We start from the raw sequence: 26,359 nt of genomic DNA, 5'->3' as shown, positions 1-26,359 counted from the left end.
AAAAATAAGATGAAAACATTAAGTGATACTTTTGGAAGAAAATTCCCCTACATAAGATTATCAATTACAGATGTATGTAATTACAGTTGTACTTATTGTTTGCCACAAGGATATAAAAAGACACCTGGAGATACGAGAAGTTTTATGTCTGCTCAAGAAATATCCAGATTAACAAAAGCATTGTCTGAATTGGGTGTTTGTAAAATTAGATTAACTGGTGGAGAACCAACGGTTAGAAAAGACTTTTTTGATATCCTTAAAGATATGAAGCAAAATTCAAATATTCCCAAAGTAACAATGACGACTAACGGTTATCGTTTGGACAAAATTGCAGAACAATTATGTGAAGCTGGTTTAGATGGAATAAATATTAGTATAGACAGTTTAAATAGAGAAACTTTTAAAAAACTAACAGGTCATGATAGGCTTGATGAAATTTTAGAAGGCATAAGGACTTTACAAAAATTAAATTTCAAAAATATAAAGATTAATGCCGTTTTACTTAAGGGTATTAATGATACCTATGATGAATTTAAAAAATTTGGAAATTTCATAAAAGATAACGATATTGATTTTAGATTTATAGAATTAATGCAAACTGGTGATAATTTAGAGTATTTTAAAAAAAATCATGTTTCCTCTAAAATATTCAAAGATTTTTTAGAAAAAAATAACTGGATTCCTCAAACTTATGGGAAAGATGCAGGCCCTTCATTAAATTTTATACATCCAGAATTTAAGGGGAAATTTGGATTAATTGCTCCTTACACTAAAGATTTTTGCCAAACATGTAACAGGTTACGAGTTACCTCTAGAGGTGATTTAAGATTATGTTTATTTGGTAATACTGGAATTAGTATTAGACATTTATTGCAAGACGATGCTCAAAAAGATGAACTTGTGGATCTTATCATAAAACAATTACACCTTAAAAAAGAGTCACATTATTTAGAGCTTGGAGATACTGGAATTACTCCAAATTTATCAAGTACTGGTGGTTAAATGGAAAACTTTAAAGTGATAAATGATGAAAAATTAAAAGATTGGGCTAAGAAAATTTTTAAAAAAAACTCATTTAACATGATTGATGTTTCCTCAAAAAAAGAGACATTTAGAAGAGCATTAGCTTCTGGTAAAATTTATGTAGGAAAAGAAGTTTTTGAACTAATTAAAAATAAAGAAATGCCAAAAGGTGATCCGATCACTCTAGCTGAGGTATCAGCTGTCTTGGGTGTTAAAAAAACTAGTGAATTAATTCCACTATGCCACCCACTTCCAATAGATCATACGGCAACTAAAATTATCATGCATGATGAGGATGCTTCATTAGAAGTTTTTTGTGTTGTCTCTGCTGTTGCAAAAACTGGTGTAGAAATGGAAGCTATTATGGGTGTTAATACTGCACTAATAACTATTTACGATCTAAGTAAAATTGTAAATCCGCATCTTAAAATTGATAATGTTAAATTACTAATTAAAGAAGGTGGAAAAAGTGGTTTATGGATTAATCCTGATGGCTTACCAGAATTTTTAAAAGATATTTTTTAAACATGAAAATTAAGCTTGAACTATTTGGAGCAAGTAGAGATTTTAGTAATAAAGAATTCTTAGAATTTGACATTAAACAAAAGATTGAAATTAAAGATTTTAGGAAAGAAGTAATTAATTATTTAGATAAAAACTTTAAGGGTAATGAAAATTTTATTAAAATTGTAAAAAACTCTGTTTTTTGCTCTGAAGATAATAATATTGTTAGTGATGACTTTAAGATTATAAAAGATCAAAAAATTGGAATAATACCTCCGATAGGTGGTGGTTGATGCTACATACAAAAATTATAGACATTGAAAAAGATAAAATAAAAACTTCTATAGCAGAAGCATTTATAAAATCTTCATCATATGGTGCATCCATTATTTTTAATGGTACGGTTAGAAATATTAATGAAAATAAAGAAGTTGTTGGAATAACTTATGATAGTCATGATAAATTAGTATTAAAAAGCTTTGATGAAATTTACAAAGAAACCACTGTAAAATTAAAAATTATCGATAAAGCAGTATTTATTGAACATGTTAAAGGTTATGTTGGACTTGGTGAAACAAGTATAATTATTGCAGTTGCTTGCAAACATAGAGATGAAACCTATGTATTATCTAGATATATTATTGAAGAAATTAAAAAAAGATCTCCTATATGGAAAAAAGAACACTATAAAAATGAACAAAGCGAGTGGTTAAAAGGTAATCCTATTAAATATGAAAAAATATAAATATTCAGAAATAACACCTGAACAAATATACAATAAAAGAAGAAAGTTTATTAAATCTATTGGCTTAAGTGTAGGTTCGTTATCCTTAAGTAGCATACCATTTTTAAACAATGCTTATTCACAAAATAAAAATGAACTAACATCATATGAGGATATAACAAGATACAACAATTATTATGAGTTTGGGACTGGAAAAGGTGATCCTTTCAAAAATTCACAAGAATTTGTTACTAAACCGTGGAGTGTTACTATTGAAGGTGAAGTAGACAATCCAATTACACTTTCAGCTGAAGAAATAATTTCTTTGTTTCCTTCCGAAGAAAGAATTTACAAGCTTAGGTGTGTTGAGGGTTGGTCTATGGTTATTCCTTGGATGGGATTTTCTCTAAGTAAATTACTTAGCAAAGTATCTATCAAAAATACTGCTAAATTTGTTGAATTTGAAAGTGTTTATGACCCTGAACAGATGAAAGGCCAGAGATATCCAGTTTTAAATTGGCCTTACAAAGAAGGATTAAGAATTGACGAGGCTATGCATCCTATAACAACAGTTGTTACTGGCCTTTATGGAAAGGCATTGCCTAACCAAAATGGAGCTCCATTAAGAATTTTTGTTCCTTGGAAATATGGTTTTAAAAGTGCAAAAGCAATTGTTAAAATAAAATTAGTTGAAAATATGCCTACGTCATCCTGGATGAGATCGTCCCCGAGAGAATATGGGTTTTACTCAAATGTTAATCCAAATGTTTCACATCCAAGATGGTCTCAAGCAACAGAACGTGTCATAGGTGAAGGTATTTTGTCTCCTAGAATTGAAACTGAAATGTTTAATGGGTACGGTGATGAAGTTGCAAATTTATATTCAGGTATGGATTTAAAGAAAAACTTTTAAATACATAAAATTATTTTTATAAAAAATGCATAAATATATAAAAATACCGATTTTCTTTTTATCTTTACTGCCAATATTAATTATTTTTTATCAAATTATCTTTAACCAGTTAGGTCCTGAACCTGTAAAAGAAATTACACATGTAACTGGTAATTGGACTCTTCGTTTTATTATAATAACTCTTGCAATGACTCCTCTACAAAAATTTACTAAATTAAATTTTTGGATTAGCTATAGAAGAATGTTTGGCTTGTTTGTCTTTTTTTATGCATCAGCACATATGATGACATATGTAGGAATAGATTATCGCTTTGATTGGTCTAGTATTAGTGATGATATTGTTAAAAAAAAATTTATATTTGCTGGATTTTTAGCTTGGCTTTTATTAGTGCCACTTGCTCTTACTTCATCTCAACGAATGATAAGGTTGTTAAGAGATAAATGGAAAAAACTACACAAACTTATTTATATAATTTCTTTATTAGGAATTACTCACTACTTGTGGTTAGTCAAAGTAGTTACGGCAGAGCCTTTAATTTATCTTATTATTATAGTAATTTTACTTACGCTAAGAATTAGAATGAAATTTAATTAATTAGGTTGACTTTTTTCAGGTACGCAAATTTCTGACCTTGTTAGAAATCTCCTTCCAGTACCATTATCTAGAGAGAACATTCCACCCATTCCTTTAATACAATCAATGATTAAATCTGTATTTTTCCAGGCTGTGTGCTGAGTTTCACTTATGTAGAAAGGGATACCTCCAATTTTTCCAACCAATACATCATCATCACTTATTAAAAATTCTTTAACAGGATAACACATTGGAGCACTGCCATCACAACAACCACCTGATTGATGAAATAAAAGCTCTTCACCATGATCTTTCTTTAAATCTTCAATTAATTCTAATGCTAAATTTGTTGCTGATACTTTCATAGTTTTATATGGCCCGTATATTTTACGGGCCAGAATAATATATCTGTTAAAAGAAACCTAATTTTTTCTCACTATAAGACACGTGTAAGTTCTTCACTTGTCTATAATGATTAAGCATCATTTTATGAGTTTCTCTACCGATTCCAGATTGCTTGTAACCTCCAAAAGCAGCATGAGCTGGATAAGCATGATAACAGTTTGTCCAAACTCTTCCTGCCTGGATACCCCTTCCCATTCTATAAGCAACATTTCCATTTCTAGTCCAAACACCAGCACCTAAACCATAAAGTGTGTCATTAGCAATTTCTAATGCATGAGCTTCATCTTTAAATTTAGTAACTGATACAACTGGACCAAAAATTTCTTCTTGGAATATTCTCATAGAGTTATCACCTTCAAAAATAGTAGGTTGGATATAATTTCCTTTTTCCAAACCACTGTTTAAGTTGGCAACTTCACCTCCACATAGAACTTTAGCTCCCTCTTTCTTACCTAAATCTAAGTAAGATTTTATTTTTTCCATTTGCTCCAATGATACTTGAGCACCAATCATGGTTTCCATTTTTAAAGGGTTATCTTGGACGATGGCTTTTGTTCTAGCAATTGCTCTTTCCATAAATTTATCATAGATAGATTCTTGAACTAATACTCTACTAGGACAAGTACAAACTTCACCCTGATTGAGAGCAAACATTGTGAAACCTTCAAGACATTTATCAAAGAAGTCATCATCTTGATCCATGACATCTTCAAAGAAAACATTTGGAGATTTTCCACCTAATTCTAAAGTTATTGGAATTAAGTTTTGCGCCGCGTATTGCATGATCAAACGTCCAGTTGTAGTCTCACCTGTAAAAGCAATCTTTCTAATTCTTTTAGATGACGCTAAAGGTTTTCCTGCTTCTAAACCAAATCCACTTACAACATTAAGAACTCCAGGAGGTAACAGGTCTCCAATTAATTCCATTAAAAGTAAGATAGATGCTGGTGTTTGTTCAGCTGGTTTTAAGATTACACAATTTCCTGCAGCCAAAGCTGGTGCAAGTTTCCATGTTGCCATTAATAATGGGAAGTTCCAAGGTATAATTTGTGCAACTACACCAAGTGGTTCAGGGATATGATAAGAATATTCACTATTGCTTATCTCTGAAACTGACCCCTCTTCTGCTCTAATAACTCCAGCAAAATATCTCCAATGGTCAACAACTAATGGTAAGTCAGCTGCCATACATTCTCTAATGGGCTTTCCATTATCTAAACATTCAGCAGTTGCTAATAGTTCTAGATTTTTTTCAATAACATCAGCTATTTTAAGTAAAATATTTGATCTTTCCGTTATTGATGTAACACCCCAAGTAGGAAAAGCTGCGTGTGCCGCGTCAAGTGCTGCCTCAACATCTTGTGCATCAGATCTTGGAACGGAACATATAACTTCATTATTGATTGGGCTTACGTTATCAAAATATTTTCCTGATTTTGGTTTAACGAATTTACCACCTATAAAATTTCCATATTGTTCTTTAAATGGAAATTTAACTTTTAAGTGAGACGTATCTAACATTGGAGATCGTCCACCTTTTACTGTTTCTGTACTCATTTTTATCCTCTCTCTCTTATTAATATTCTTAAGCTTATTTTTTTTTATTGGCTTAAGTAACTTCTTTTTAGTCACACCTTTTTTCTTCTTAACTTTTTTAATATTTTTAGGTAATCGCTTAACCAAGTTTTTCTTAATTTTTTTTTTGGCCTTACGTTTAGATTTTTTGGCTGTTTTTTTCTTTTTAATAGCCATTCCTTAACTAAACAAAAATTGATATTAATATCCATTAATTATATTATTAATTTTCTACTTAAGATTGAATACAGCCTACATCTTGTGCTTAATTAAAATGTGTCTAATAATTTGACTATGAATGAAAATACAAAAAAAGAATTGCAATCTGCTACTTTCGAAAGGCTTCTTAAGCATTTAGATGAAAGAAAAGATGTTCAAAATATAGATATCATGAACCTTGCTGGTTTTTGTAGAAACTGTTTATCAAAATGGTATCGCGAAGAAGCAGACAAAAAAGGTATTGAAATTTCAGATTTAGATGCACGAGAACATGTCTATGGAATGCCTTATCCTGAGTGGAAAGAAAAATATCAAAAATAATTATTTTTCTTTAAGTCTTGGAAACAGCTCTACAAAATTACAAGGTTTATGATTTATGTCTAACTGATGTTTTAAAATTCCTTCCCAAGCATCCGTGACCCCACCTGAAGATCCTGGTAAAGCAAACACATACTTGCCATTAGCTAACACAGCACAAGCTCTAGATTGAATAGCAGATGTACCAACCGTTTTTAAACTAATTGTTCTAAACACCTCACCAAAACCTGGGATATGCTTATCAGCAATCTCGTTCACTGCCTCCGGTGTAATATCTCGACCCGTAAGTCCAGTGCCACCTGTTGTAATAATAACATCTATTTTGGATTGATTAATCCAATCTTTAAGGATTATAATAATGTCTTCTTTGTTATCTTTGCAAATTTTTCTATCTATTAATTTATGTTTAGCCTCTTCTATTTTTTTTACTAAGATCGCACCAGACTTATCATTCTCAAAAGTTCTGGTGTCCGTAACAGTTAAAAGTGCTATATTTACAATCATAAATTTAAAATAATTATTATGATTATATTATCATTTTTATTTCTTCTAACAGCAACTTTATATTCAAGTGTTGGATTTGGTGGTGGGTCTACCTATCTTGCTCTTCTATTAATCTGGGATGTTCCTTACTTAATCTTTCCTGTAATTGCTCTCTTTTGTAATATTATTGTCGTATCAGGAAATTGTATTAACTATATTAAAGCTGGAAATATCAATCTTAAGATCCTTACCCCATACTTAATTTCATCTGTTCCACTTGCATTCATAGGTGGATCTTTATCTATAGATAAAGAAGTTTTTGAAATTTTACTTTTTGTCGTCTTGACACTAGCAGGAGCTCTACTTCTCATAAAATTTCAATCTTTTGATCAAAAAATTGAAGTTTATAAAAAGATACCAAAAATGTTATCACTATTAATTGGTGCATCTATTGGATTTGTGTCTGGTATAGTTGGAATTGGTGGTGGTATTTTTTTAAGCCCTATATTGTTATTAATTAGAGTGGACAAAGCAAAAAATATAGCAACAGCAGCATCATTGTTCATATTAATTAATTCTTTATCGGGACTTGCTGGTCAATTTACAAAAACATCAACAATAAAAGAGATTTATGATTATTGGCCGTTATTTCTATTTGTTTTATTAGGCGGTCAATTAGGAAACTTTTTGAATCTTAAAATTTTTCCTGCAAGAATATTAGCTCTAGTAACATCGGCACTTGTCATATTTGTTGCTATTCGAATGGGACTGAAGTTGTTTGCATAAAACAAGTATTAAATTATTATAGATAAAATATGAAAAATTTAGGGCTTTTAGGCCAACTATAGGAAAAAGCAAGTTATCTAAAAAAATTATTACTATATTAAATAATCACATTGATAAGTCTCAATTATCTAAAGAAAATAATTATAGCTCAAAACTGGCAAGTCAAATTAAAAATGAAATCAGGATACCTAAAACATTAGTTAATAAAAGTTTGTCTAAAGAGTTAATAAATAATATCAAAATTTATCTTGATAAGTCTGATGTAAAAAAAATTAAAGAAATTAGAATAATTAATCTATGGGTAGTTAGGCAATTAAAAAATGAATATAATCCTATCCATTATCATGAGGGACAATTGTCAGGAGTTGGCTATCTTAGAATCCCAAAAAATATGAATCAAAATAAACTTGTTAAAAATAAAAAGTTTAAAACTAATGGAACTATTGATTTTATTAATGGGCAAACACTTTTTGAGTAAAAGTATCTATAATTTAAACCCTAAATTAGGGGATCTATTGATTTTTCCAAATTATTTGATGCATACTGCATACCCATTTAACGTAGATGGTGAGAGAAGGTCTTTTTCTTTTAACGCTAAAATATTATTTAAGAAATAATTTACTAATCACTAAACTTAAGTAGTCTTTTTACTTCCTGCTTTTTTTACAAAATAAAGCCCAACTAAAACCGCTAATAGTGAAGTTAAAACTTTATCAGTAATTAATTCATCTAAAAATATATAACTTAATATAATTCCAAAAATAGGTATTAAATAAGAAACTTGAGACTGAAATATTAGTCCATTGTTCTTTAAAATTCTAAATCTAAGAAGCCATGCTAAACCTGTTGATACTAAACCAAGATAAACTACAGAAATACTTGACACTATTGAGGGTGTAGTTTCCCAAGGTTTTTCTATAAAAGAAACTAAGGGTATCAAAATTATTATAGCCCAGATTAATATTGAGCCTGTTACATTCTCATTTTTTTTATCACTGATTTTAAGAGTTAAAACTCCACCTATGACATAACAAGTTGACCCAAGTAAAATCATTAATGCAGAGAAAAAATTATTATCATTAATTAAAAAATTGTCTGAAAATAAATAAACTATTCCTGAAAAACCAATTAATATTCCAAATGTTTTAATAAAGTCAAATTTTTCATTTTTAGTAAAAAAATGTCCTAATACAGTTGAGCTTAATGGTGTAGTTGACATTAATATTGCTGCTAAGTTACTTTGAACCAATTTTACACCGTAGGCAATTAAAAAAAATGGTAGTACTAAATTTACAAATCCAATTATAGCAAACCAATACCAATCTTTTGAAAAAGCTTCTATTTTAATTTTTTTATAAAAACATAATAATAGTACCGGAATTGATCCAAAAAAAACTCTTAAGAAAGCAATTGTAATAGGACCAAAGGATTCTGTTGCAATTTTTATATTAAAAAAAGCTGAAGCCCATATTAAAGATAAAATTACTAATAAAGTATAGTCAATTAATTTAGGCTGTCTCATTCAATTATATCTTCAACTTTTCCATTTGTAATTTTTTGAATATTTTTAAAATTAATCTTAAAAACGCAGTTTGGATGTCCAGCTGCAGCAAACAGTTCATTAAACCTTTGTAAAGATTTATCTATAAAAATTTCTAGCTTATTTAAATGACCTACTGGTGAAACACCACCTATTGTATAGCCAGTTTGAGTTTTAACTTCTTCTGGAGAAGCCATAGAGATATCTTTTATTTTCTTAATTTTTTTTAATTTATTTAATGAACATCTCTTGTCACCTGCTACTAAACACAAGGTAAAATTATCCCCAGTTTTAAATAATAAGCTCTTAGCAATTGCACCCACATCACAACCTAAAGCTATTGCTGCATCTTTTGCTGTTCTGGCTGAATTCTCAAGTACGATAACTTCCAAAGATTGGTCAAAACCTTTAAGAAATTTTTCCACTCTTTTAACTGGTTCTTTGTCTAATAAGCTCATATTTCAACTAACAATTGATTGCTAATTTAGCAAATAATGTTGTAATTCATATGTAAAAAGCGCATAGGAGATATTTATTAATCAAGCAATATTATTTTAAAAAGATTTGTTAATAATGAGCTACAAAATTTAAAAAGGGAGAAACTATGACTGCTAGTAATGTATTAAAATTTATTAAAGATAAAGAAGTTGAATTTATTGATTTAAGATTTACTGACCCTAGAGGAAAACTTCAACATTTAACTATGGACCATACGATTGTTGACGAAGAAATGCTTAATGAGGGTGTATTTTTTGACGGTTCATCCATAGCTGGGTGGAAGGCTATCAACGAGTCAGATATGATTTTAAAACCTGATACATCAAGACTTGTTATGGATCCTTTTACTTCTCATAATACTTTAATACTTTTTTGTGACATTTTAGATGCAGTTAAAAAATCTCCTTACGAAAGAGACCCAAGAGGAACAGCGAAAAAAGCAGAAGAGTATTTAAAAAAATCTGGAGTTGGTGATAAAGCATTTTTTGGTCCAGAACCCGAATTTTTTGTTTTTGACGATGTTAGAATTAATAACGATCCAAATAATACTGGTTTTATAATAGACAGCAAAGAAGGTCCTTATAATTCTGGAACCATATATGCCAATGGAAATATGGGTCATAGACCTCCAGTTAAAGGTGGATATTTCCCAGTACCTCCAGTTGATAGTGAACAAGATATGAGAGGTGAATATTTAAAAAGTTTAAAAGAAGTAGGTGTTAAAGTTGAAAAACATCACCATGAAGTTGCTCCAAGTCAACATGAGCTAGGTATGGTTTTTGGAACTTTGGTTGAAACAGCAGATAATGTTCAGCTTTATAAATATGTAGTTCAAATGGTTTCTCATTCATTCGGAAAAACAGCAACGTTTATGCCTAAACCTGTTGCTGGTGACAATGGTTCTGGAATGCATATTCATCAATCAATTTGGAAAAATGATAAACCCGTTTTTTCTGGTGAAGCTTATGCTGGATTATCAGAGATAGCATTGCATTATATTGGTGGTATTTTAAAACATGCAAAAGCTATTAATGCTTTTTCAAACTCTACAACAAATAGTTATAAAAGATTAATACCAGGATTTGAAGCACCTGTACTGTTAGCTTACTCTGCAAGAAATAGATCTGCATCTTGTAGAATACCGATTAGTTTAAATAAAAATGGTGCTAGATGTGAGATAAGATTTCCTGATGCATCAGGAAACCCTTACTTAACTTTTGCTGCTATGCTTATGGCTGGTTTAGATGGTATTAAAAATAAAATTCATCCAGGTGAATCTTTTGATAAAGATCTTTATGACTTACCTCCTGAAGAGGTTAGAAATATCCCAACTGTTTGTGGCTCCCTAAGAGAAGCTATGGAAAGTTTAGATAAGGATAGAGATTTTTTAACTGAAGGCGGTGTATTTACTGATGATCAAATTGATGCTTACATTGCATTAAAATTTGAAGAGATACATAGATTTGAACATGCACCTCATCCTGTTGAGTTTGAAATGTATTACAGTAGCTAAAATTATTACTGTCTAGTAGTTGCGATTTTATCTTTGTTAATTCCCTTTTTAACAACATAATCCTGTGTGCCATTAGCACCAGTATTTACTTCCGTTCGAAGAAGTTCTGAAGAATTTTTTTTCTTTTAATGATTTTTCTAATGATTTAACAAGATTTTTAAATTCAAATTTATTCATACACATTAAATACCCTAGATATGCATAAATTGCAATACTGATATGCGTATTTGTTATATTAGACTTTAAAAGATTCTCCACAGCCACAACGCTCAGATTCATTAGGATTATTGAACACAAATGATGAAGAAAACTCCTCTTTTTTATAATCCATCTCAGTTCCGAGCAGATACATTACAGCTCCTGCATCAACAAATACTTTTACACCCTTATCTTCGATAATCTCATCTGTAGGATTAACTTCTTTAGCATATTCCATAACATATGACATTCCTGCACAACCACCAGATTTAACTGCAACCCTGACACCAATTGAGCTTGATTCAATTCCAGACATAATTTCTTTAATACGACTTGCAGCATTATCACTTAATTTAATTATTGGATTCATTATAAATTTAATTCCAATTTAGCTGCCTCTGACATCATTGACTTTTCCCAAGGTGGTTCAAAAACTAAATCAAGATCAACTTCTTTAATACCTTCCACTTGCATTGCGCTATCTTTAACCTCTTGAGGTAAGCTTTCAGCGACAGGACAATTGGGTGTAGTTAAAGTCATTATAATTTTAGCTTTATCCTCTTTTACCTTAACGTCATAAATCAAACCTAATTCATAAATATTAACCGGTATCTCAGGATCATAAATTTTTCTAATTTCAGCTATTACTTGTTCTCTTAAATCCATAATTTTATCTAGTTTTCAGTATTGATATCTTCTTGAGTTTTGTCAATTGCAGAAATTAAAGTGTGCCACGATAATGTTGCACATTTTACTCTCATTGGATATTGTTTTACTCCAGATAAGCACATTAACTTAGTTTTTTCATCTTCCTGTAAATTTTTTGATTTTAAATCGGGGTTTTCTTTAATCATACCCAAAAAATCATTTACAATTTCTTTGACTTGAGCTTCTTCTTTTCCCTTCATTAAATCAGTCATGATTGATGCTGATGCCATTGAAATTGCACAGCCACTTCCCTCAAATGAAACATCTTGTACTTTTTTGTCTTCATCCAATTTTAGAAATATATGAACATTATCACCACATAAAGGGTTATTACCTTTTGCATCTTTGTTAAAATTTTCTGTCTTTCTTAGATTGCGTGGATTTTTTCCATGTTCTAAAATAATTTCTTGATAAAGTTCTTTAATATTCATTATAAATTAAAAATTTTTTTACAGTTATTTATTGAGCTATTAAGTTGGTCTAGATCTTCCTTTGTATTATAAACACCCAATGAAGCACGTGCGCTTGCTGAAATTCCTAATTTATCATGTAAGATTTGACAGCAATGGTGTCCGGCTCTTATAGCAACACCATCTTCATCTAATATAGTGGCTATGTCGTGTGGATGTACGCCTTCAATTGTAAAAGATAAAACTGCAGCTCTATTTTTAGGATTACCTATTAACTTAACAGAATTGTTTCTTTTTAAGATTTCTTGTCCATATTCAATTAATTCTTGTTCATGTTTGATCATACTTTCTATTCCAACTTTTTCTAGAAACTTTATAGATTGATCAAAAGCGATAACTTGTGCTGTTGCCATTGTTCCTGCTTCATACTTGTTTGGTAAATCACCATAAGTAATACTGTCTTTTTTAACGTCATTAATCATACCGCCACCACCTTGATAAGGAGGTAATTGTTCTAACCATTTTTTTTTAGCATAAAGCACTCCAAGACCAGTTGGTCCATACATTTTATGACATGAAATAGCATAAAAATCACAGTCAATATCTTGCATATCTAACTTTAAATGTGGTGCACCCTGACAACCATCAACTAAAACTGCGATACCTTTTGAGTGAGCTAATTCTGTTATCTCTTTAACTGGCAAAACAGCTCCAGTCACATTAGATAAATGAGTAATAGCAATTAATTTTGTTTTTGAATTTATTTTTTTTTCAATACTTTCGAGTGTAATTTCGCCATCATCATTAATTTCTGCAAATTCAATCTTAATCCCTTTTGATTGTCTTAAAAAATGCCATGGCACATAATTAGAGTGATGCTCAAGTTCAGTTATAAGAATTTCGTCTCCATGTTCTAAATATTTTTGGCCAAAAGTATTAGCCACAAGGTTAATTGCTTCAGTGGCACCTTTAGTAAATACAATTTCATTTTTATCTTTAGCATTAATATATTTTTGAACAGAAGATCGTGTATTTTCATAAAGATTAGTTGCTGCCACAGCTAAGTAATGAACACTTCTGCCTGTATTTGAAAATTCATTAGTATAAAACTCGTTTACTCTATCAATTACTGATTGTGGTTTTTGAGATGAGTTAGCACTATCAAGATAAACAAGATCATTATTATGAATCTTGTTACTAAATATTGGAAATTCTTTTTTTATATCTGATATACTCATTCTATAATTCCTATCATATTTTTAATTAAATCTTTAATTTCTATATCTGTAATTTTTTCTACTGCATCAAGTAAAAATCCTTTAATTAATAATTCTTTTGATTGCTGATTACTCAAACCACGAGACATCAAGTAAAATATTGCATCTTCATCTAAATTACCAGATGTTGCTCCATGAGAACATTTTACATCATCAGCATAGATCTCAAGTTCTGGTTTTCCATCAAATTCAGTATTCTCACTTAATAATAGAGCTTTACTAAGTTGATACCCATTTGTTTTTTGGGCTTTTGAGTCTACATAAATTTTACCTTGATAAATACCTTTTGCATTTTCATTTAAAACACTTTTAATTAATTGATAGCTTTTTGTATTTTCAGCTAGATGATTAATATTAGTTTTGATTTCATGATGTTGTGAGTTTGTTAAATTTATTATTCCATTAATAAATGCTGAGCTGTACTCATCATTTAAATTACAATTAATTTCATTTTTTATAAATTTAGACCCAGTCGAAAAAATAAAGTTTTCTGAAATACTATTTTTTTCTAAATTAATATTATTATAAGAGTATTTAATATTAGAATTTTTTTTATGATCAATCTTATAATTTTTAAGAATAGCATCTTGTGCAATATCAAAATTTTGAGCTATATTTATAAAATTATTTTCAGAACTATCATCAAACAAATCTATAAGTTTCAAACTACTATTTTTTTCGAGAACAATGTCTGTTTTCAAATTGATCGCTGTTGATTTAAGTTCTTTGGTTGTAATATTGTATATAATTAATGGCTCATTCATTGAATAGTTCTCTTTAACCGTTACTCTGATATAACTGGCAATGAGAGCATTGTTCAATGAAACCAATGAATTAACTTCTTTAGAATTTTCATTTTGATTTAAATCTCTTGTTATCAAAACTTTAGTGTCATCTTCAGAGCTAAAATCAACTTTTGAAATTACTCCGTTAAGAAAAATTATCTTATTGTGTGCAAATTTATCAATAAAGGTAGCTTCATCAATCTCACTTGTTTCAAAGTCAGTATGGAAGCGTAAATTTTCAATATTAGAAGAAATTATCTGATTCAAATCTGAAAATTTCCAATCTTCCACTCTTTTATTTGGAAAACCATTCTCTACAAATTGATTAAGGTTTTCTTTTCTAGAATTTATACTTTTCTCTGAAAGTTTTAAACTTTCTATGACTTTATTAAAATCTACTTTTAGTTGTTCCATAATCTAACTTAAACTTTCGTATCCTTTTTTTTCAAGTTCTAATGCAAGTTCTGACCCACCCGATTTAACTATTTGTCCATTAATTAAAACATGCACAAAATCTGGTTTTATATATTCTAATAATCTTTGATAATGAGTAATAATTAAAAAAGAACTTTCTTTACTTCTTAATGCATTAACACCTTCTGAAACTATTTTTAAAGCATCAATATCAAGTCCAGAATCTGTTTCGTCTAGAATAGACAGCTTAGGATTTAATATAGACATTTGAAGTATTTCATTTTTTTTCTTTTCTCCACCAGAAAAACCTACGTTTAATTGTCTACTTAATATTTTTTCATCAAATTTTAATTCTCCTGCTTTTTGTTTAACTAATTTTAAGAATTCAATGGCATCTAATTCTTTTTCACCTTTAGCTTTTTTAATTGCATTTAGAGATGTTTTTAAGAATATATTGGTATTAACTCCTGGTATTTCCAATGGATATTGGAATGCTAAAAATATTCCTTTATGAGCTCTTTCTTCAATCTCTAAATCTAAAAGATTTTCATTAAAATACTTTACTTCACCAGTTACTGTGTAGCCTTTTTTTCCTGAAAGAACATTTGATAGAGTGCTTTTTCCAGATCCATTGGGACCCATAATTGCGTGTACTTCTCCTGGTTTAATTTCTAAATTTAACCCTTTTAAAATTTCTTTATTATCAATATTTGCTTTAAGATCTTTAATTGTTAACATTAACCAACACTCCCTTCTAAACTAATTCCTACTAACTTTTGAGCTTCAACAGCAAATTCCATTGGTAATTGTTGTAGAACCTCTTTGCAAAAACCATTAACAATTAAACTAACGGCTTCTTCTTGATTTAAACCTCTTTGATTACAATAGAACAATTGTTCTTCACTAATTTTTGATGTAGTTGCTTCATGTTCAATATTTGAGCTAGAATTTTTATTTTTTATGTATGGAACTGTATGTGCTCCACACTTGTTACCCATCAAAAGAGAATCGCATTGAGTAAAATTCCTTGCATTGTCAGCATTTTTTGCAATATCTACCAACCCTCTATAGGTATTATCTGCAAAACCAGCTGAAATACCTTTTGATATTATTTTGCTTTTTGTATTTTTACCCAAATGAATCATTTTAGTACCTGTGTCTGCTTTTTGATGATTATTTGTTATTGCTATTGAATAAAATTCTCCAACAGAATTATCGCCCATCAATATGCAGCTTGGATATTTCCATGTAATTGCAGATCCTGTTTCAACTTGTGTCCAAGATATTTTTGAATTTTTTCCCTTACACAAACCTCTTTTAGTTACAAAATTATAAATACCTCCTACACCATCTTTATCTCCAGGGTACCAATTTTGTACAGTTGAGTATTTTATTTCAGCATCATCTAGCGCAACTAACTCTACATTAGCAGCATGCAATTGATTTTCATCTCTCATTGGCGCAGTACACCCTTCTAAATAACTTACATAACTTCCTTTATCAGCAATGATCAAAGTTCTTTCAAATTGACCTGTTTCTGTAGCATTAATTCTAAAATAAGTAGAGAGTTCCATCGGACATCTTACACCTTCAGGAATATAAACGAATGACCCATCAGTAAAGACTGCTGAGTTAAGTGTTGCAAAGTAATGATCTGATAATGGAATTACAGAACCTAAGTATTTTTTTACTAATTCAGGGTGTTCTCGTATCGCTTCTGACATAGAGCAAAAAATAATTCCTTTTTTATTTAACTCACCTTTGAATGTTGTTGCAACAGAAACAGAATCAAATACAGCATCAACTGCAATTCCATTAAGTCTTGCTTGTTCTTGCAGGGGTATTCCAAGTTTGCTGTAAGTCTCTAGTAATTTTGGATCTAATTCGTCTAAACTTTTTGGCTTATCGTCCATACTTTTTGGTGCTGAATAATAATAAAGATCTTGATAATCTATTTTAGGATATTTAGGTTTTTGCCAATTTGGTTCTTTTAATTGTTTTAGTCTTTCAAATGCTTTTAGTCTCCAATCAAGCATCCATTGTGGTTCTTTTTTAATATTCGAGATAAACTTAATTACCTCTTCATTTAAACCTTTAGGAGCTCGAGTGTTTTCAATATCTGTTGAAAAACCATATTTATAGTCTTTTAATTTTTCTATTTCCTTTTCTCTTGCGTCCATTTTAATTTCTACTTTCTGAAGAATTGTTAATAAGATCTTTTAAGTTTTTTTTTTCAAAAAAATTATTGATATGTATCTCAAGTTCATCCCACAAATTATGAGTAATGCACTTTGTTGTCTTGCTGTTACATCCTTTTTTAGATTTTTTTTACATTGAACAGTTTTAACTTCTTCATCTACAGCACTAAGTATATTTGCTAATTTAATTTCTTCTGGTTCTTTGTTTAAGATATAACCACCATTAGTTCCTCTAATGCTTTTCACAATATTGTATTTTTTTAATTTAGAAAAAATTTGTTCTAAAAAATCTAAGGAAATTCCTTGTCTTAACGATATATCTCTTAAAGATACTGGATTAACGCTATTAAACTTAGCGAGATCAGCTAATGCCATTACTGCATATCTACCTTTTGATGTTAATTTCATTTTACCCTTATTTAAGAAGGCTTTTTATACAATCTTGACTAAATTAGTCAAGTATACAATATGTAAAAAAGATAACATATTGTCGCTTAGTTATGATAAGTGTATTTTTTTTTGAGAATAATAATCAATATCATTTATGGATAATAAAATAGTAGAAGTTTTTATACCTGGACCTGCCGGAAGAATGGAAGCCAAGTATTATAAAAGTGAAAAAATTACATCACCAATAGCACTAGTATTGCAACCTCATCCTCAATATGGAGGAACAATGAATAATAAAGTTGTAGTTGATACATTTCATACTTTTATGGAAAATGGATTTTCTGTATGCAGGGTGAACTTTAGAGGTGTCGGAAAAAGTGATGGTGAATTTGATAATGGTCAAGGAGAACTTGCTGATGCAGCTGCAGCCCTAGATTGGTTAGAACGTGAAAATTTTGACAATTCACAATGTTGGGTTTCAGGATTTTCTTTTGGATCACTAATAGCAATGCAATTATTAATGAGAAGACCAGAAATAAATAGATTTATCGCAATATCACCACAGCCAAACGTATATGACTTTTCATTTTTATCTCCATGCCCTACTTCAGGTTTAATGATTTATGGTAAAAAAGATGAGTTGGTTCCCTTGGAACATATTACTGATTTAGATAAAAGATTAAGCGCACAAAAAGGTATTAAAGTTAACTTTCAAGCTATAAATGATGCTAATCATTTTTTTACTAAAACAGAAGATGTATTGGTAAAAAGCTTAGATAAATATATCAAAAAAGAATCTGCTTTATTTTAGTCTTAATAGTTTTTAACTAAAACTCCACCTATTGAAGGTTTTAGAACACCCGTAGTGTTAGGGAATGAAATTTCTTTTTTAAGTACAGATCTAATAGCAAGATAGGCAAAAGCCTGAGACTCGATAAAATCTCCATCAATTTTATAATCATCAATTATTTTTAAAGAGATATTTTTTGGCAGTCTTTTTTTTATACTTTTCATTAAAGAAAGGTTTTTTCTTCCACCACCACAAACTATTATTAATAATTTTTCATTTTCTTTAATTTTTATTGACTTTAAAATTGATTGATAAATTATTATTGCAGTAAAATCTACTAATGTAGATAAGCCATCCTCATATGAGAGACCTTTCACAAAACTTAAATCAAAATCCTTTATATCAAATGAAAGTTTTTTTTGATTACTTATATTATCAAAATTATCAATTGCTTGATTTAGAATAACTTCACTTGTTTTTCCAGTTTTTGAAGCTTTTCCATTTTCATCATATTTCATTTGTGTGTGTCTTCTAACCCACTCGTCTAAGAGACAATTACCTGGACCAACATCAAAGCTTATTAAGTCTTCATTATTTTTTGAGACAACAAGGGTAATATTTGCAATACCTCCTACGTTTAAAACACAAGCAGGTTTCTCAATTTGATTCTGGTTTACAAGTAAGTTATGAAAGATTGGGGCTAATGGTGCGCCTTGACCCCCATTAAGAACGTCATTTTCTCTAAAGTTGTAAACTACGTCTTTTTTTAAAAGACTTGATAGTAAATTACCGTCTCCAATTTGTTTTGATATTTTTTCCTGAGCATTATGAAAAATTGTTTGACCATGGAAACCAACTAAATCTACATCTATTCCAGAGCTCTTTATAGTTTCTTTACTAATTTTGGCGTGAAATAATGTGATTTTTCTCTCAAGCTCTTTAATTTGATAAGAATTAGTAGTGATATCTTTTATTGAATTTATTTTATCCCTTAGATTTAGTAAGTCTGAATAAATTACCTCATCATATTCAAAATATTTGCTAAATATAGGTTCATAGTTATTTTCACCGTCAGACTTAATAACTGATGCATCAACACCGTCCATAGATGTTCCGCTCATTAACCCTAAAGAAGTATAAAATTTTTCCATTCTTATTTTTTAAGTAAATATTGTATATTCTAGATAGCATATTTATGAATAAATTTTTAAAAGAATTTAAAGATCGAGGTTTCTTTTACCAGTGTACTGGAGAAGAAAATCTGTCTCAACTATTAGATAAAGAAAAAATCAGAGCTTACATAGGTTTTGATTGTACGGCTGAAAGTCTTCATGTTGGAAGCTTGCTCCAAATTATGTGTCTTAGATTGTTACAAAAACACGGTCACCAACCAATAGTTTTATTGGGAGGGGGTACTACTAGAATAGGTGATCCATCTGGTAAAGATAAAACTAGAACAATTTTATCTGAAGAAGAGATTGAAAAGAATATAAATAATATTGAAAAAATTCTAAAAAATTTTTTAGATGATAAAGACCCAAAAACAAAACCTATATTTGTTAATAATTATACTTGGCTTAAAAATTTAAATTATATTTCTTTTCTAAGAGATGTGGGGAAACATTTTACAATCAATAAAATGTTAAGTTTTGATAGTGTTAAAATTAGATTAGAAAGAGAACAGTCATTAAGCTATATGGAATTTAATTATATGATTTTGCAAGCTTATGATTTTTTAGAATTGAATAAAAAAGAAAATTGTATGCTTCAAATTGGTGGCTCAGATCAATGGGGTAATATTGTTAATGGAGTTGATCTTATAAAAAGATATTCAAGTAATCATGTTTATGGTTTAACAACACCTCTCATTACACTATCATCAGGTGCAAAGATGGGCAAAACTGAATCTGGTGCTGTTTGGTTAGATAAAAAATTTCTTTCAGCATATAACTACTGGCAATTTTGGAGAAATGTTGATGATCGAGATGTATTGAAGTTTTTAAAAATTTTTACAGATATTAATGTTGATGAAATTGAAATAATTAAAAATGATAATATTAATGAACTAAAAATTTTACTTGCAAATAAAGCTACATCTATGTTGCATGGTGAAGATGAAGCAAGTAAATGTCAAGAAACAGCAAAACAAACATTTTCTGAAAATTCATTGGGTGATAACCTGCCAACAATTCAAATTAACAAGCAAATGTTAAACAATAAAATGAGTATTCTAGATTTAGTAATTTTATCTAAGTTGGAAAACTCGAAAAGTGAAATTCGGAGATTAATTAAAGGAAATGGAATTAAAGTAAATAGTCAGGCTATTTCTGATGAAAAGTTTTTAATTACTGAAGATTTATTTAAAGACAGTTTAATTAAACTTTCTCTTGGTAAAAAAAAACATATTAAAGTTGAATTTATTTAGTTCTTTTTAATTTTTTCTAATGTTCTTGTTATAAATCTAGGTGTTAAAGTTTTAATTGGATTAACCGTTGTAGATAAGTTCTTTGGAGGTCCTTTTATTTTAAAACTTACCCCAAAAACACCTTCACCCGTTTTATCACCTACCAATATTTTACCTAATAATGGAATTGAAGCTATAGATCTATTTATAGTTGTTGCAGGAACTAATGTTCCTCTCAAGCTAACCAATTTTTTAGATGAAATATAACCATCCATTAATATAGAAATAGCGGGACCAATTGCATACATTTCTTCAATGGTAGTGAGACCTTTTTGACTTGAATATTTCATTTCAAAATCAGTAAATCTTATTCCCTCACCCGTTAAAAGATCTGCAATTCCTTTAAGCGATGCTAGGCTTAAAAGTTTAGCAAAAACAGGTACTTCTTTAACTTTAAAATTATCAATAACTAATACAGAGTCTGACACACCATCTTTTTTTATAGAATAAAAATCCATATAACCTTCTTCAAATCCTTTTATGAAATTATACCTTTTAATCAAAGGCTTTGGGTAGTTTGAAACAAACTTTGTAATAGTTTCTTTTTGCCTATTAGTTTCAATGGATAAATTCATCTTTTTATTATTAGAAAAAGTAGACTCTAGATTTAATTTATCTAATTTATTTTCTTTAAAGGTAAAGTTTCCAGATAAGTTTTTTGTGTAATCATTTTTGTTTATATAAGCTGTGTCTATTTTAATATCAAATCTAGAATTAAAATTTTCAAAAATTGTAGAACTTTCATCATCATCCATACTATTATTAATCAACTGAGTTGCATCAAAACTTTTACCTTTTATAGAAAAATTAGATTTGTTTTTCTTTAATTCTATTTTGTTAAGAAGGTCATTCTTATTTCTATAATCAAGCTTAACATGACCTAAATCTTTAATCTTAAAATTTTCGCTTAATAATAAATCTTTAATTGAAATTTGATTATTTTTTTCTGTTATAGAAATATTTTTGAATATTAATTCTTTATTTTTATTGTAAATACCTTTTAATAAAATTTCTGAACTATCATCTTTTTTCTTCTTATAATCTAAAAAATTTATTATTAATGGATTTTTTTTAATATTAAGCTTTGTATCAAAAGTTATTTTTCCATCATCATTAATAATACTATAAGATAATTGTTCAAGCTCATCTCCAATGTAGGTACCTCCTTCTCCTTTAATATCTAATATATTTTTTATCAATTTAATTTTAACCTTATGATCTTCAAATTTAACTTGTTCTGTATAATTGGGTAAAAAAGCTTTTAAATTAAGAGGATTTTTAACTATTTCAAAATTTTCTAGGTTAATGTTGGTCTCAAGCTTTAAATCATTTAATTTTAAATTTTTATTTAAGTTAAAAGAAAAGGTATTTATAGAGTTGAAGTTAATTTTTTCTATCTCAATAGTGCTCAGTAAATCTCCAAGTATAGGTTCTAATTTACTTATATCAAAATTTTGCTGATCATTTGCCACTTTTCCATCAATGAAAAAAATATCTTTCTTTTTTTCAATTTTGATTAGGGGTGATTTCAATTTTACACTATTAAGATTTGTTTCTATTTTTCTTAATGTTAATTGATTTTTACTTATATTAAATGAAAGGTTTAAATTATCAATTTTCACCTGGTTAAAAATATTAAATTTTGCTTTTTTAATAGCCCCATTAATTTGATAATTGTTTTTTATTTCTCCATCTAAATCAAACGTAAGATTTATATTTGCAAAAATTAATCCCTCTTTAGTTATGTTGTCTAAAACAAAAAGTTGTGGTGACCCTTCGACTGCTCTTATTAATGAAATTAGATCTTTAATTTGAATTTCTTTTGTGGAAATTTTTAAATCATCAATAGAAAATTGATTATTTATAAAAGATTTTAATGATATATTGCTAGTAACATCACTTAAATCTAGACTTTTATCTTTAAATAATATTTTGGGGTTTTTTGCTAAAATATTAATACTGAAATTTAGTGGTTTTAATAAATAATTGACCTCATTTAATGAAAGATTAATATTTTTATTAATTTTTGAAACATTTTTTTTTATTTTATTATTAAATTTTTCAGTCTTTATTCCATATGTACTTAAGTAAATAACAATGACTGCAACAGTTATTGTTAGTATTATAAGAATTTTAATTATTCTTTTCATTATTTCACTTTATACAATGAACTTTCTAAGAAATCATCAATCTCACCATCTAAGATTTTATCTGGATTTGAGCTTTCAAAGTTAGTTCTGTTATCTTTTACCATTCTGTATGGATGAAGTACATAAGATCTAATTTGATGACCCCAACCAATTTCTGACTTAGAGGACTCGATCGTTTGGCTTTCTTTTTCTTTTTTCTTTAATTCAAAATCATATAGTCTTGCCTTCAGCATATTCATGCAGGTGTCTTTATTTTTATGCTGTGATCTTTCATTTTGACATTGAACAACAATTTTAGAAGGTAAATGAGTAATTCTTACTGCACTGTCAGTGGTATTTACATGCTGTCCTCCTGCTCCACTTGATCTGTAGGTGTCAATTCGTAAATCTTTTTCATTTATCTCAATTTCAATATTTTCGTCTACTACTGGATAAATCCAAATACTAGCAAAACTAGTATGCCGTCTAGCTCCAGAGTCAAAAGGAGATATTCTAACCAATCTATGAATTCCTGACTCGGCTTTTAACCATCCATAAACATAATCACCCTCAATTTTAATAGTTGATGATTTTATGCCAGCTTCATCTCCTTTATGTTCACTAATTAATTCTGATTTAAAATTTTTAATATCTGACCATTTTAGATACATTCTTCTTAGCATTTCTGCCCAATCCTGGCTCTCTGTTCCACCAGCACCAGCATGAATTTCTATATAACAATCCAAACTGTCAGTTTCATTTGATAAAAAACATTTAGTTTCATTTTTTTTAGCTAATTTTTTGAGATTTTTTATGTTCTCTAGAACTTCATTTACGACAGACTGATTTTTTTCTTCTAAAGCAAGATCATTCAATTCATCTAGATCAATTATTGATTTGGATGAATTTTCATATGAATTTATCAATTCTTCATATAATTTTTTTTCTTTAATAACTTTTTGTGAATTTGATTTATCTTGCCAGAAATTAGATTCTAGTATTTTTTGGTTATTCTTTTGTAATTTTTTATGAATACTATTTGTTTCAAAGGTACTCCTTAACTCTTTGATTAATTTTCTCTATTTCAGATTTGTAATTTAAATATTCATTATCCATTAATAGAACCTTAATATATTATTATTTTTTAATCTATTATTAATATCTTGATTCAATAAACTTTCCACTTTTGCATCTTTATAGGCTTCAATGATTGTTCTTCTTGTTCCAATTTCAGCTTTTTTTCCTGTAACAGGATCAATAACTTTCATTAAAATATTTTTTGCAACTTTAAATGGTCTTGCATCTTCTTTTTTTACAGCTTTTTTAACAAAGCTTTTAAAAATTGGTAATGCTGTTTTTGCACCTGTTTCATTTCTTCCAAGTGACTTTGGATTATCTGAACCCACATAAACTCCTATTGTCAATTTTGAGGTAAAGCCAACAAACCAAGTATCTGTATTTCCATTCGTTGTTCCAGTTTTACCAGCTAAGTCTAAATTTAAATCTTTTAAATTTTTTCCTGTTCCATTTTGAACAGTTCCCTCTAATATCGAGGTCATTTGATATGCCGTTTCTGGAGAAAATATTTGCTCAAACTTGTCTTCTATATTTGGATAATTGTCACTTAAGTGAGATATTTGATCACAATTTATACACTCTCTCATTTCATTATTAAATATTGTATTACCTTCACTATCTTGAATTCTATCAATCATTATTGGTTTAACTAGTTTTCCTCCATTAACAAATGAAGAGTATGCGGATGTTAATTTTAACAACGTTGTCTCAGCAGAACCTAATGAAATTGATAAAAGCTCACTAGGATTTTCATATATTCCAAGTTTTTTTGAAAAATTAATAATTTTTTTAATTCCAAGATCTTGTGCAATTCTAACTGTCATCAAGTTTCTAGATTTTTCTAATCCCATTCTCAGTGTTGATGGTCCATAAAATTTTTTTCCATAGTTTTCTGGTTTCCACATTTTTAAATCAGTTCCTTGCTCTAAAACTAATGGTGCATCTAAAATTAAAGTTGATGGTGTGTATCCATTCTCAAGAGCTAAAGCATAAATAAAAGGTTTAAAAGCAGAACCTGGTTGTCTTAGTGCCTGCGTTGCTCTGTTAAATTCACTTTTTTTAAAACTAAATCCACCACTTAAAGCTAACACCCTTCCAGTAAACGGATCCATAACAACGATACCACCATTAACCACTGGCAACTGTCTTAAGGCAAATATGTTTTTGTTAATATTTTCAACATAAATAACATCTCCAATTTTTAATATTTCTTTAAAATCTTTTTTGATCCATGAGATATTTTCATATTTAATAATTCCTTTTTTTTCATATTCTGTTTCAATTTCTATTGAAAATTTATCTATCTTGTTAACTATTGCTAAGTCCCAGTTAATTGATTTTTCTAACTTAAATTTATCTATTTTTTTATTCCATTTTTCTAATTTTTTGATATTAGTCAATGCTCCACGCCAACCTTTTCTTTTATCATATTCAATGAGACCCTGCCTCAATGACTCTGTAGCGATTTTTTGTAAATGAAGATTAATAGGTGTGCTTATATTTAATCCTTGCTTATAAACTTTATCAAATCCTAACTTTTCAACAACATCTTTTCTAATATCTTCAACATAATAACTTGTGTCTTTTGTAAAAACTTTTTTTCTTTTTTTTAGTATAATTTTTTTTGACAAAAGCTCTTCTTGATTTTTTTTATTTATATAATTATTTTCAAATAAATTATTTATAACTAAATCTCTTCTAAATTTTGCAAGTTCAATATTTTTATAAGGATTATATCTACTTGGGGCCTTTGGTAGAGCCGCTAATAAAGCTGCCTCTTCATAATTTAATTCACTAATTGATTTGTCAAAATATTCTAAGCTGGCTGATGCAACACCATAAGTACCTTCACCAAGATATATTTGATTTAAGTATAGTTCTAATATTCTTTCTTTTGAAAGAGCCCTTTCTATTCTAAAAGCAAGAATTGCCTCTTTAATTTTTCTATTTAAACTTACTTCATTTGTTAATAAAAAATTTTTTGCTACTTGTTGGGTTATAGTTGATGCACCCTCTAGTCTTCTTGATGCAATTACATTGGAAATATTATTAATTATTGCTCTTAATACTCCTTTTGCATCTACACCAGGGTGTGAATAGAAATTTTTATCTTCTGCAGATAAGAAAGAGTTAATCACTTTTTCTGATATTGATTTATAGGGTACAAATATTCGTTTTTCTGATGAAAAATCATTCACTAGCTCGCCGTCACCTGAATAAACTTTACTAGAAACTGATGGTTTATAGTTTTTAAGGAATTTATAATCTGGTAAATTATTAGAAAAAGCCCACAAAACAGCTAATATTGAAAATGCAGATAATAGACCAATACTTAAAACTAATATAAATATATTTTTAATTATTCGATGCATTTTAGTTTAATATATATAAGAATTTGGTAATGTTAAGGCACCAGAATTCAAACTAAATTTAAAATTATTTAA

27 protein-coding genes and 2 pseudogenes are annotated in these 26,359 nt (G+C 28.8%); 12 read left to right on the top strand and 17 right to left on the bottom strand.

Annotated elements, in window-relative coordinates; all coding sequences use genetic code 11:
• Nucleotides 1-9 precede the first annotated feature (9 nt).
• The 6 genes from moaA to ABXT48_RS01805 are packed head-to-tail and all read left to right on the top strand — an operon-like array spanning nt 10 to nt 3,759.
• Nucleotides 10-1,002 carry a GTP 3',8-cyclase MoaA gene (gene moaA / locus ABXT48_RS01830; protein WP_415286782.1) on the top strand — a complete coding sequence of 331 codons (993 nt, stop codon included), beginning with the start codon at nt 10-12 and terminating at the stop codon, nt 1,000-1,002.
• Nucleotides 1,003-1,548, top strand: a complete 546-nt coding sequence (gene moaC / locus ABXT48_RS01825) for a cyclic pyranopterin monophosphate synthase MoaC (RefSeq protein ID WP_415286781.1) — start codon at nt 1,003-1,005, stop codon at nt 1,546-1,548.
• 2 nt (nt 1,549-1,550) lie between these two features.
• A complete protein-coding gene (locus ABXT48_RS01820; RefSeq protein ID WP_415286780.1) occupies nt 1,551-1,820 on the top strand; it encodes a molybdopterin biosynthesis protein MoeD in 270 nt (89 codons plus the stop codon).
• Nucleotides 1,820-2,272: a molybdopterin synthase catalytic subunit gene (locus ABXT48_RS01815; RefSeq protein ID WP_415303093.1), complete on the top strand. Its 453-nt coding sequence runs from the start codon at nt 1,820-1,822 to the stop codon at nt 2,270-2,272. The genes ABXT48_RS01820 and ABXT48_RS01815 overlap by 1 nt, the downstream gene beginning before the upstream one ends.
• Nucleotides 2,259-3,164 (top strand): protein-methionine-sulfoxide reductase catalytic subunit MsrP, encoded by a 906-nt coding sequence (gene msrP, locus ABXT48_RS01810; RefSeq protein ID WP_415303092.1) that lies wholly within the window; start codon nt 2,259-2,261, stop codon nt 3,162-3,164. Before ABXT48_RS01815 ends, msrP begins: the two co-directional genes overlap by 14 nt.
• Before the next feature lie 25 nt (nt 3,165-3,189).
• On the top strand, nt 3,190-3,759 hold the full coding sequence (locus ABXT48_RS01805; RefSeq protein ID WP_415286777.1) for a sulfite oxidase heme-binding subunit YedZ: 570 nt from the start codon (nt 3,190-3,192) through the stop codon (nt 3,757-3,759).
• On the opposite strand, the gene ABXT48_RS01800 is transcribed toward ABXT48_RS01805, so the two are convergent.
• A complete protein-coding gene (locus ABXT48_RS01800; RefSeq protein WP_415286776.1) occupies nt 3,756-4,103 on the bottom strand; it encodes a DUF779 domain-containing protein in 348 nt (115 codons plus the stop codon). The two genes, ABXT48_RS01805 and ABXT48_RS01800, sit on opposite strands and share 4 nt — an antisense overlap.
• Before the next feature lie 46 nt (nt 4,104-4,149).
• Nucleotides 4,150-5,700, bottom strand: coding sequence for an aldehyde dehydrogenase (gene adh, locus ABXT48_RS01795; RefSeq protein WP_415287125.1), 1,551 nt, complete (start codon nt 5,698-5,700; stop codon nt 4,150-4,152).
• Nucleotides 5,701-6,012: 312 nt separating this feature from the next.
• Here adh and ABXT48_RS01790 point away from each other — a divergent pair, with 312 nt between their 5' ends.
• Nucleotides 6,013-6,258 carry a DUF1244 domain-containing protein gene (locus tag ABXT48_RS01790; protein WP_415286775.1) on the top strand — a complete coding sequence of 82 codons (246 nt, stop codon included), beginning with the start codon at nt 6,013-6,015 and terminating at the stop codon, nt 6,256-6,258.
• On the opposite strand, the gene ABXT48_RS01785 is transcribed toward ABXT48_RS01790, so the two are convergent.
• Nucleotides 6,259-6,759: a molybdenum cofactor synthesis domain-containing protein gene (locus ABXT48_RS01785; protein ID WP_415286774.1), complete on the bottom strand. Its 501-nt coding sequence runs from the start codon at nt 6,757-6,759 to the stop codon at nt 6,259-6,261.
• A gap of 18 nt (nt 6,760-6,777) precedes the next feature.
• On the opposite strand from ABXT48_RS01785, the gene ABXT48_RS01780 reads away from it, so the two are divergent.
• Together ABXT48_RS01780 and ABXT48_RS01775 are read left to right on the top strand one after the other, a co-directional pair.
• Nucleotides 6,778-7,524 (top strand): sulfite exporter TauE/SafE family protein, encoded by a 747-nt coding sequence (locus ABXT48_RS01780; RefSeq protein ID WP_415303090.1) that lies wholly within the window; start codon nt 6,778-6,780, stop codon nt 7,522-7,524.
• Between the two features lie 22 nt (nt 7,525-7,546).
• Nucleotides 7,547-8,141: pseudogene (locus tag ABXT48_RS01775) on the top strand (2OG-Fe(II) oxygenase family protein).
• A gap of 17 nt (nt 8,142-8,158) precedes the next feature.
• Here the strand turns inward: ABXT48_RS01775 and ABXT48_RS01770 are convergent.
• Entirely contained in the window at nt 8,159-9,046 is an 888-nt protein-coding gene (locus ABXT48_RS01770) for a DMT family transporter (RefSeq protein ID WP_415303088.1), read from the bottom strand.
• The gene (locus ABXT48_RS01765; protein WP_415286771.1) at nt 9,043-9,522 is read right to left on the bottom strand and encodes a YbaK/EbsC family protein; all 480 of its coding nucleotides are present in this window, start codon (nt 9,520-9,522) and stop codon (nt 9,043-9,045) included. The genes ABXT48_RS01770 and ABXT48_RS01765 overlap by 4 nt, the downstream gene beginning before the upstream one ends.
• 146 nt (nt 9,523-9,668) lie before the next feature.
• On the opposite strand from ABXT48_RS01765, the gene glnA reads away from it, so the two are divergent.
• Nucleotides 9,669-11,075, top strand: coding sequence for a type I glutamate--ammonia ligase (gene glnA / locus ABXT48_RS01760; protein WP_415278671.1), 1,407 nt, complete (start codon nt 9,669-9,671; stop codon nt 11,073-11,075).
• Nucleotides 11,076-11,310: 235 nt separating this feature from the next.
• Here glnA and ABXT48_RS01755 read toward each other — a convergent pair whose 3' ends face one another.
• The 8 genes and pseudogenes from ABXT48_RS01755 to ABXT48_RS01720 all read right to left on the bottom strand — a co-directional run bounded on the left by ABXT48_RS01755 (nt 11,311) and on the right by ABXT48_RS01720 (nt 17,473).
• A complete protein-coding gene (locus tag ABXT48_RS01755; protein ID WP_415278669.1) occupies nt 11,311-11,643 on the bottom strand; it encodes a HesB/IscA family protein in 333 nt (110 codons plus the stop codon).
• Nucleotides 11,643-11,939: an iron-sulfur cluster assembly protein gene (locus tag ABXT48_RS01750; protein WP_415278668.1), complete on the bottom strand. Its 297-nt coding sequence runs from the start codon at nt 11,937-11,939 to the stop codon at nt 11,643-11,645. Before ABXT48_RS01750 ends, ABXT48_RS01755 begins: the two co-directional genes overlap by 1 nt.
• Before the next feature lie 8 nt (nt 11,940-11,947).
• Nucleotides 11,948-12,412, bottom strand: a complete 465-nt coding sequence (sufU, locus tag ABXT48_RS01745; protein WP_415286769.1) for a Fe-S cluster assembly sulfur transfer protein SufU — start codon at nt 12,410-12,412, stop codon at nt 11,948-11,950.
• Nucleotides 12,412-13,629 carry an aminotransferase class V-fold PLP-dependent enzyme gene (locus ABXT48_RS01740; protein WP_415286768.1) on the bottom strand — a complete coding sequence of 406 codons (1,218 nt, stop codon included), beginning with the start codon at nt 13,627-13,629 and terminating at the stop codon, nt 12,412-12,414. The genes sufU and ABXT48_RS01740 overlap by 1 nt, the downstream gene beginning before the upstream one ends.
• Complete coding sequence (gene sufD / locus ABXT48_RS01735; RefSeq protein ID WP_415286767.1) at nt 13,626-14,867, bottom strand: Fe-S cluster assembly protein SufD; 1,242 nt, start codon at nt 14,865-14,867, stop codon at nt 13,626-13,628. Before sufD ends, ABXT48_RS01740 begins: the two co-directional genes overlap by 4 nt.
• 3 nt (nt 14,868-14,870) lie before the next feature.
• Nucleotides 14,871-15,605: a Fe-S cluster assembly ATPase SufC gene (sufC, locus tag ABXT48_RS01730; protein WP_415286766.1), complete on the bottom strand. Its 735-nt coding sequence runs from the start codon at nt 15,603-15,605 to the stop codon at nt 14,871-14,873.
• Nucleotides 15,605-17,047 (bottom strand): Fe-S cluster assembly protein SufB, encoded by a 1,443-nt coding sequence (sufB, locus tag ABXT48_RS01725; protein ID WP_415286765.1) that lies wholly within the window; start codon nt 17,045-17,047, stop codon nt 15,605-15,607. The genes sufC and sufB overlap by 1 nt, the downstream gene beginning before the upstream one ends.
• Nucleotide 17,048: 1 nt before the next feature.
• Nucleotides 17,049-17,473 (bottom strand): annotated as a pseudogene (locus ABXT48_RS01720) (RrF2 family transcriptional regulator).
• Between the two features lie 148 nt (nt 17,474-17,621).
• On the opposite strand from ABXT48_RS01720, the gene ABXT48_RS01715 reads away from it, so the two are divergent.
• Nucleotides 17,622-18,266, top strand: a complete 645-nt coding sequence (locus tag ABXT48_RS01715) for an alpha/beta hydrolase (RefSeq protein WP_415272509.1) — start codon at nt 17,622-17,624, stop codon at nt 18,264-18,266.
• Nucleotides 18,267-18,268: 2 nt separating this feature from the next.
• Here the strand turns inward: ABXT48_RS01715 and ABXT48_RS01710 are convergent, their stop codons facing one another.
• Complete coding sequence (locus tag ABXT48_RS01710) at nt 18,269-19,396, bottom strand: anhydro-N-acetylmuramic acid kinase (RefSeq protein WP_415286763.1); 1,128 nt, start codon at nt 19,394-19,396, stop codon at nt 18,269-18,271.
• A 44-nt stretch (nt 19,397-19,440) separates the two neighbouring features.
• On the opposite strand from ABXT48_RS01710, the gene tyrS reads away from it, so the two are divergent.
• The gene (gene tyrS, locus ABXT48_RS01705) at nt 19,441-20,670 is read left to right on the top strand and encodes a tyrosine--tRNA ligase (RefSeq protein WP_415286762.1); all 1,230 of its coding nucleotides are present in this window, start codon (nt 19,441-19,443) and stop codon (nt 20,668-20,670) included.
• Here tyrS and ABXT48_RS01700 read toward each other — a convergent pair.
• The 3 genes from ABXT48_RS01700 to ABXT48_RS01690 all read right to left on the bottom strand — a co-directional run bounded on the left by ABXT48_RS01700 (nt 20,667) and on the right by ABXT48_RS01690 (nt 26,287).
• Nucleotides 20,667-22,859 carry a hypothetical protein gene (locus tag ABXT48_RS01700; protein WP_415286761.1) on the bottom strand — a complete coding sequence of 731 codons (2,193 nt, stop codon included), beginning with the start codon at nt 22,857-22,859 and terminating at the stop codon, nt 20,667-20,669. The genes tyrS and ABXT48_RS01700 overlap by 4 nt on opposite strands.
• Nucleotides 22,859-23,954, bottom strand: a protein-coding gene (gene prfB, locus ABXT48_RS01695) for a peptide chain release factor 2 (RefSeq protein ID WP_415303087.1) whose coding sequence is annotated in 2 segments (ribosomal slippage) — nt 22,859-23,917 and nt 23,919-23,954 — 1,095 coding nt in all. Because the reading frame shifts where the segments join, the coding sequence is not laid out codon by codon here. The genes ABXT48_RS01700 and prfB overlap by 1 nt, the downstream gene beginning before the upstream one ends.
• A complete protein-coding gene (locus ABXT48_RS01690; protein ID WP_415286759.1) occupies nt 23,954-26,287 on the bottom strand; it encodes a penicillin-binding protein 1A in 2,334 nt (777 codons plus the stop codon). Before ABXT48_RS01690 ends, prfB begins: the two co-directional genes overlap by 1 nt.
• Between the last annotated feature and the right edge of the window lie 72 nt (nt 26,288-26,359).

This window comes from Candidatus Pelagibacter sp. Uisw_101 (assembly GCF_047727615.1).
In the GTDB taxonomy this organism is placed as follows: Bacteria; Pseudomonadota; Alphaproteobacteria; order Pelagibacterales; family Pelagibacteraceae; genus Pelagibacter.
Note: the sequence above shows the minus strand (reverse complement) of the source record. Positions and strands in the feature narration are given on the sequence as shown.

Excerpts from the sequence above, each read along its gene's own strand:
- ABXT48_RS01740 (WP_415286768.1), bottom strand. The coding sequence starts at position 13,629 with ATGAGTATATCAGATATAAAAAAAGAATTTCCAATATTTAGTAACAAG.
- ABXT48_RS01710 (WP_415286763.1), bottom strand. The coding sequence starts at position 19,396 with ATGGAAAAATTTTATACTTCTTTAGGGTTAATGAGCGGAACATCTATG.
- tyrS (WP_415286762.1), top strand. The coding sequence starts at position 19,441 with ATGAATAAATTTTTAAAAGAATTTAAAGATCGAGGTTTCTTTTACCAG.
- sufU (WP_415286769.1), bottom strand. The coding sequence starts at position 12,412 with ATGAATATTAAAGAACTTTATCAAGAAATTATTTTAGAACATGGAAAA.
- ABXT48_RS01765 (WP_415286771.1), bottom strand. The coding sequence starts at position 9,522 with ATGAGCTTATTAGACAAAGAACCAGTTAAAAGAGTGGAAAAATTTCTT.
- ABXT48_RS01700 (WP_415286761.1), bottom strand. The coding sequence starts at position 22,859 with ATGAAAAGAATAATTAAAATTCTTATAATACTAACAATAACTGTTGCA.
- ABXT48_RS01755 (WP_415278669.1), bottom strand. The coding sequence starts at position 11,643 with ATGAATCCAATAATTAAATTAAGTGATAATGCTGCAAGTCGTATTAAA.
- ABXT48_RS01770 (WP_415303088.1), bottom strand. The coding sequence starts at position 9,046 with ATGAGACAGCCTAAATTAATTGACTATACTTTATTAGTAATTTTATCT.
- ABXT48_RS01815 (WP_415303093.1), top strand. The coding sequence starts at position 1,820 with ATGCTACATACAAAAATTATAGACATTGAAAAAGATAAAATAAAAACT.
- moaC (WP_415286781.1), top strand. The coding sequence starts at position 1,003 with ATGGAAAACTTTAAAGTGATAAATGATGAAAAATTAAAAGATTGGGCT.
- sufD (WP_415286767.1), bottom strand. The coding sequence starts at position 14,867 with ATGGAACAACTAAAAGTAGATTTTAATAAAGTCATAGAAAGTTTAAAA.
- ABXT48_RS01780 (WP_415303090.1), top strand. The coding sequence starts at position 6,778 with ATGATTATATTATCATTTTTATTTCTTCTAACAGCAACTTTATATTCA.
- sufB (WP_415286765.1), bottom strand. The coding sequence starts at position 17,047 with ATGGACGCAAGAGAAAAGGAAATAGAAAAATTAAAAGACTATAAATAT.
- glnA (WP_415278671.1), top strand. The coding sequence starts at position 9,669 with ATGACTGCTAGTAATGTATTAAAATTTATTAAAGATAAAGAAGTTGAA.
- msrP (WP_415303092.1), top strand. The coding sequence starts at position 2,259 with ATGAAAAAATATAAATATTCAGAAATAACACCTGAACAAATATACAAT.
- ABXT48_RS01690 (WP_415286759.1), bottom strand. The coding sequence starts at position 26,287 with ATGCATCGAATAATTAAAAATATATTTATATTAGTTTTAAGTATTGGT.
- ABXT48_RS01800 (WP_415286776.1), bottom strand. The coding sequence starts at position 4,103 with ATGAAAGTATCAGCAACAAATTTAGCATTAGAATTAATTGAAGATTTA.
- ABXT48_RS01785 (WP_415286774.1), bottom strand. The coding sequence starts at position 6,759 with ATGATTGTAAATATAGCACTTTTAACTGTTACGGACACCAGAACTTTT.
- ABXT48_RS01750 (WP_415278668.1), bottom strand. The coding sequence starts at position 11,939 with ATGGATTTAAGAGAACAAGTAATAGCTGAAATTAGAAAAATTTATGAT.
- sufC (WP_415286766.1), bottom strand. The coding sequence starts at position 15,605 with ATGTTAACAATTAAAGATCTTAAAGCAAATATTGATAATAAAGAAATT.
- ABXT48_RS01820 (WP_415286780.1), top strand. The coding sequence starts at position 1,551 with ATGAAAATTAAGCTTGAACTATTTGGAGCAAGTAGAGATTTTAGTAAT.
- ABXT48_RS01790 (WP_415286775.1), top strand. The coding sequence starts at position 6,013 with ATGAATGAAAATACAAAAAAAGAATTGCAATCTGCTACTTTCGAAAGG.
- adh (WP_415287125.1), bottom strand. The coding sequence starts at position 5,700 with ATGAGTACAGAAACAGTAAAAGGTGGACGATCTCCAATGTTAGATACG.
- moaA (WP_415286782.1), top strand. The coding sequence starts at position 10 with ATGAAAACATTAAGTGATACTTTTGGAAGAAAATTCCCCTACATAAGA.
- ABXT48_RS01805 (WP_415286777.1), top strand. The coding sequence starts at position 3,190 with ATGCATAAATATATAAAAATACCGATTTTCTTTTTATCTTTACTGCCA.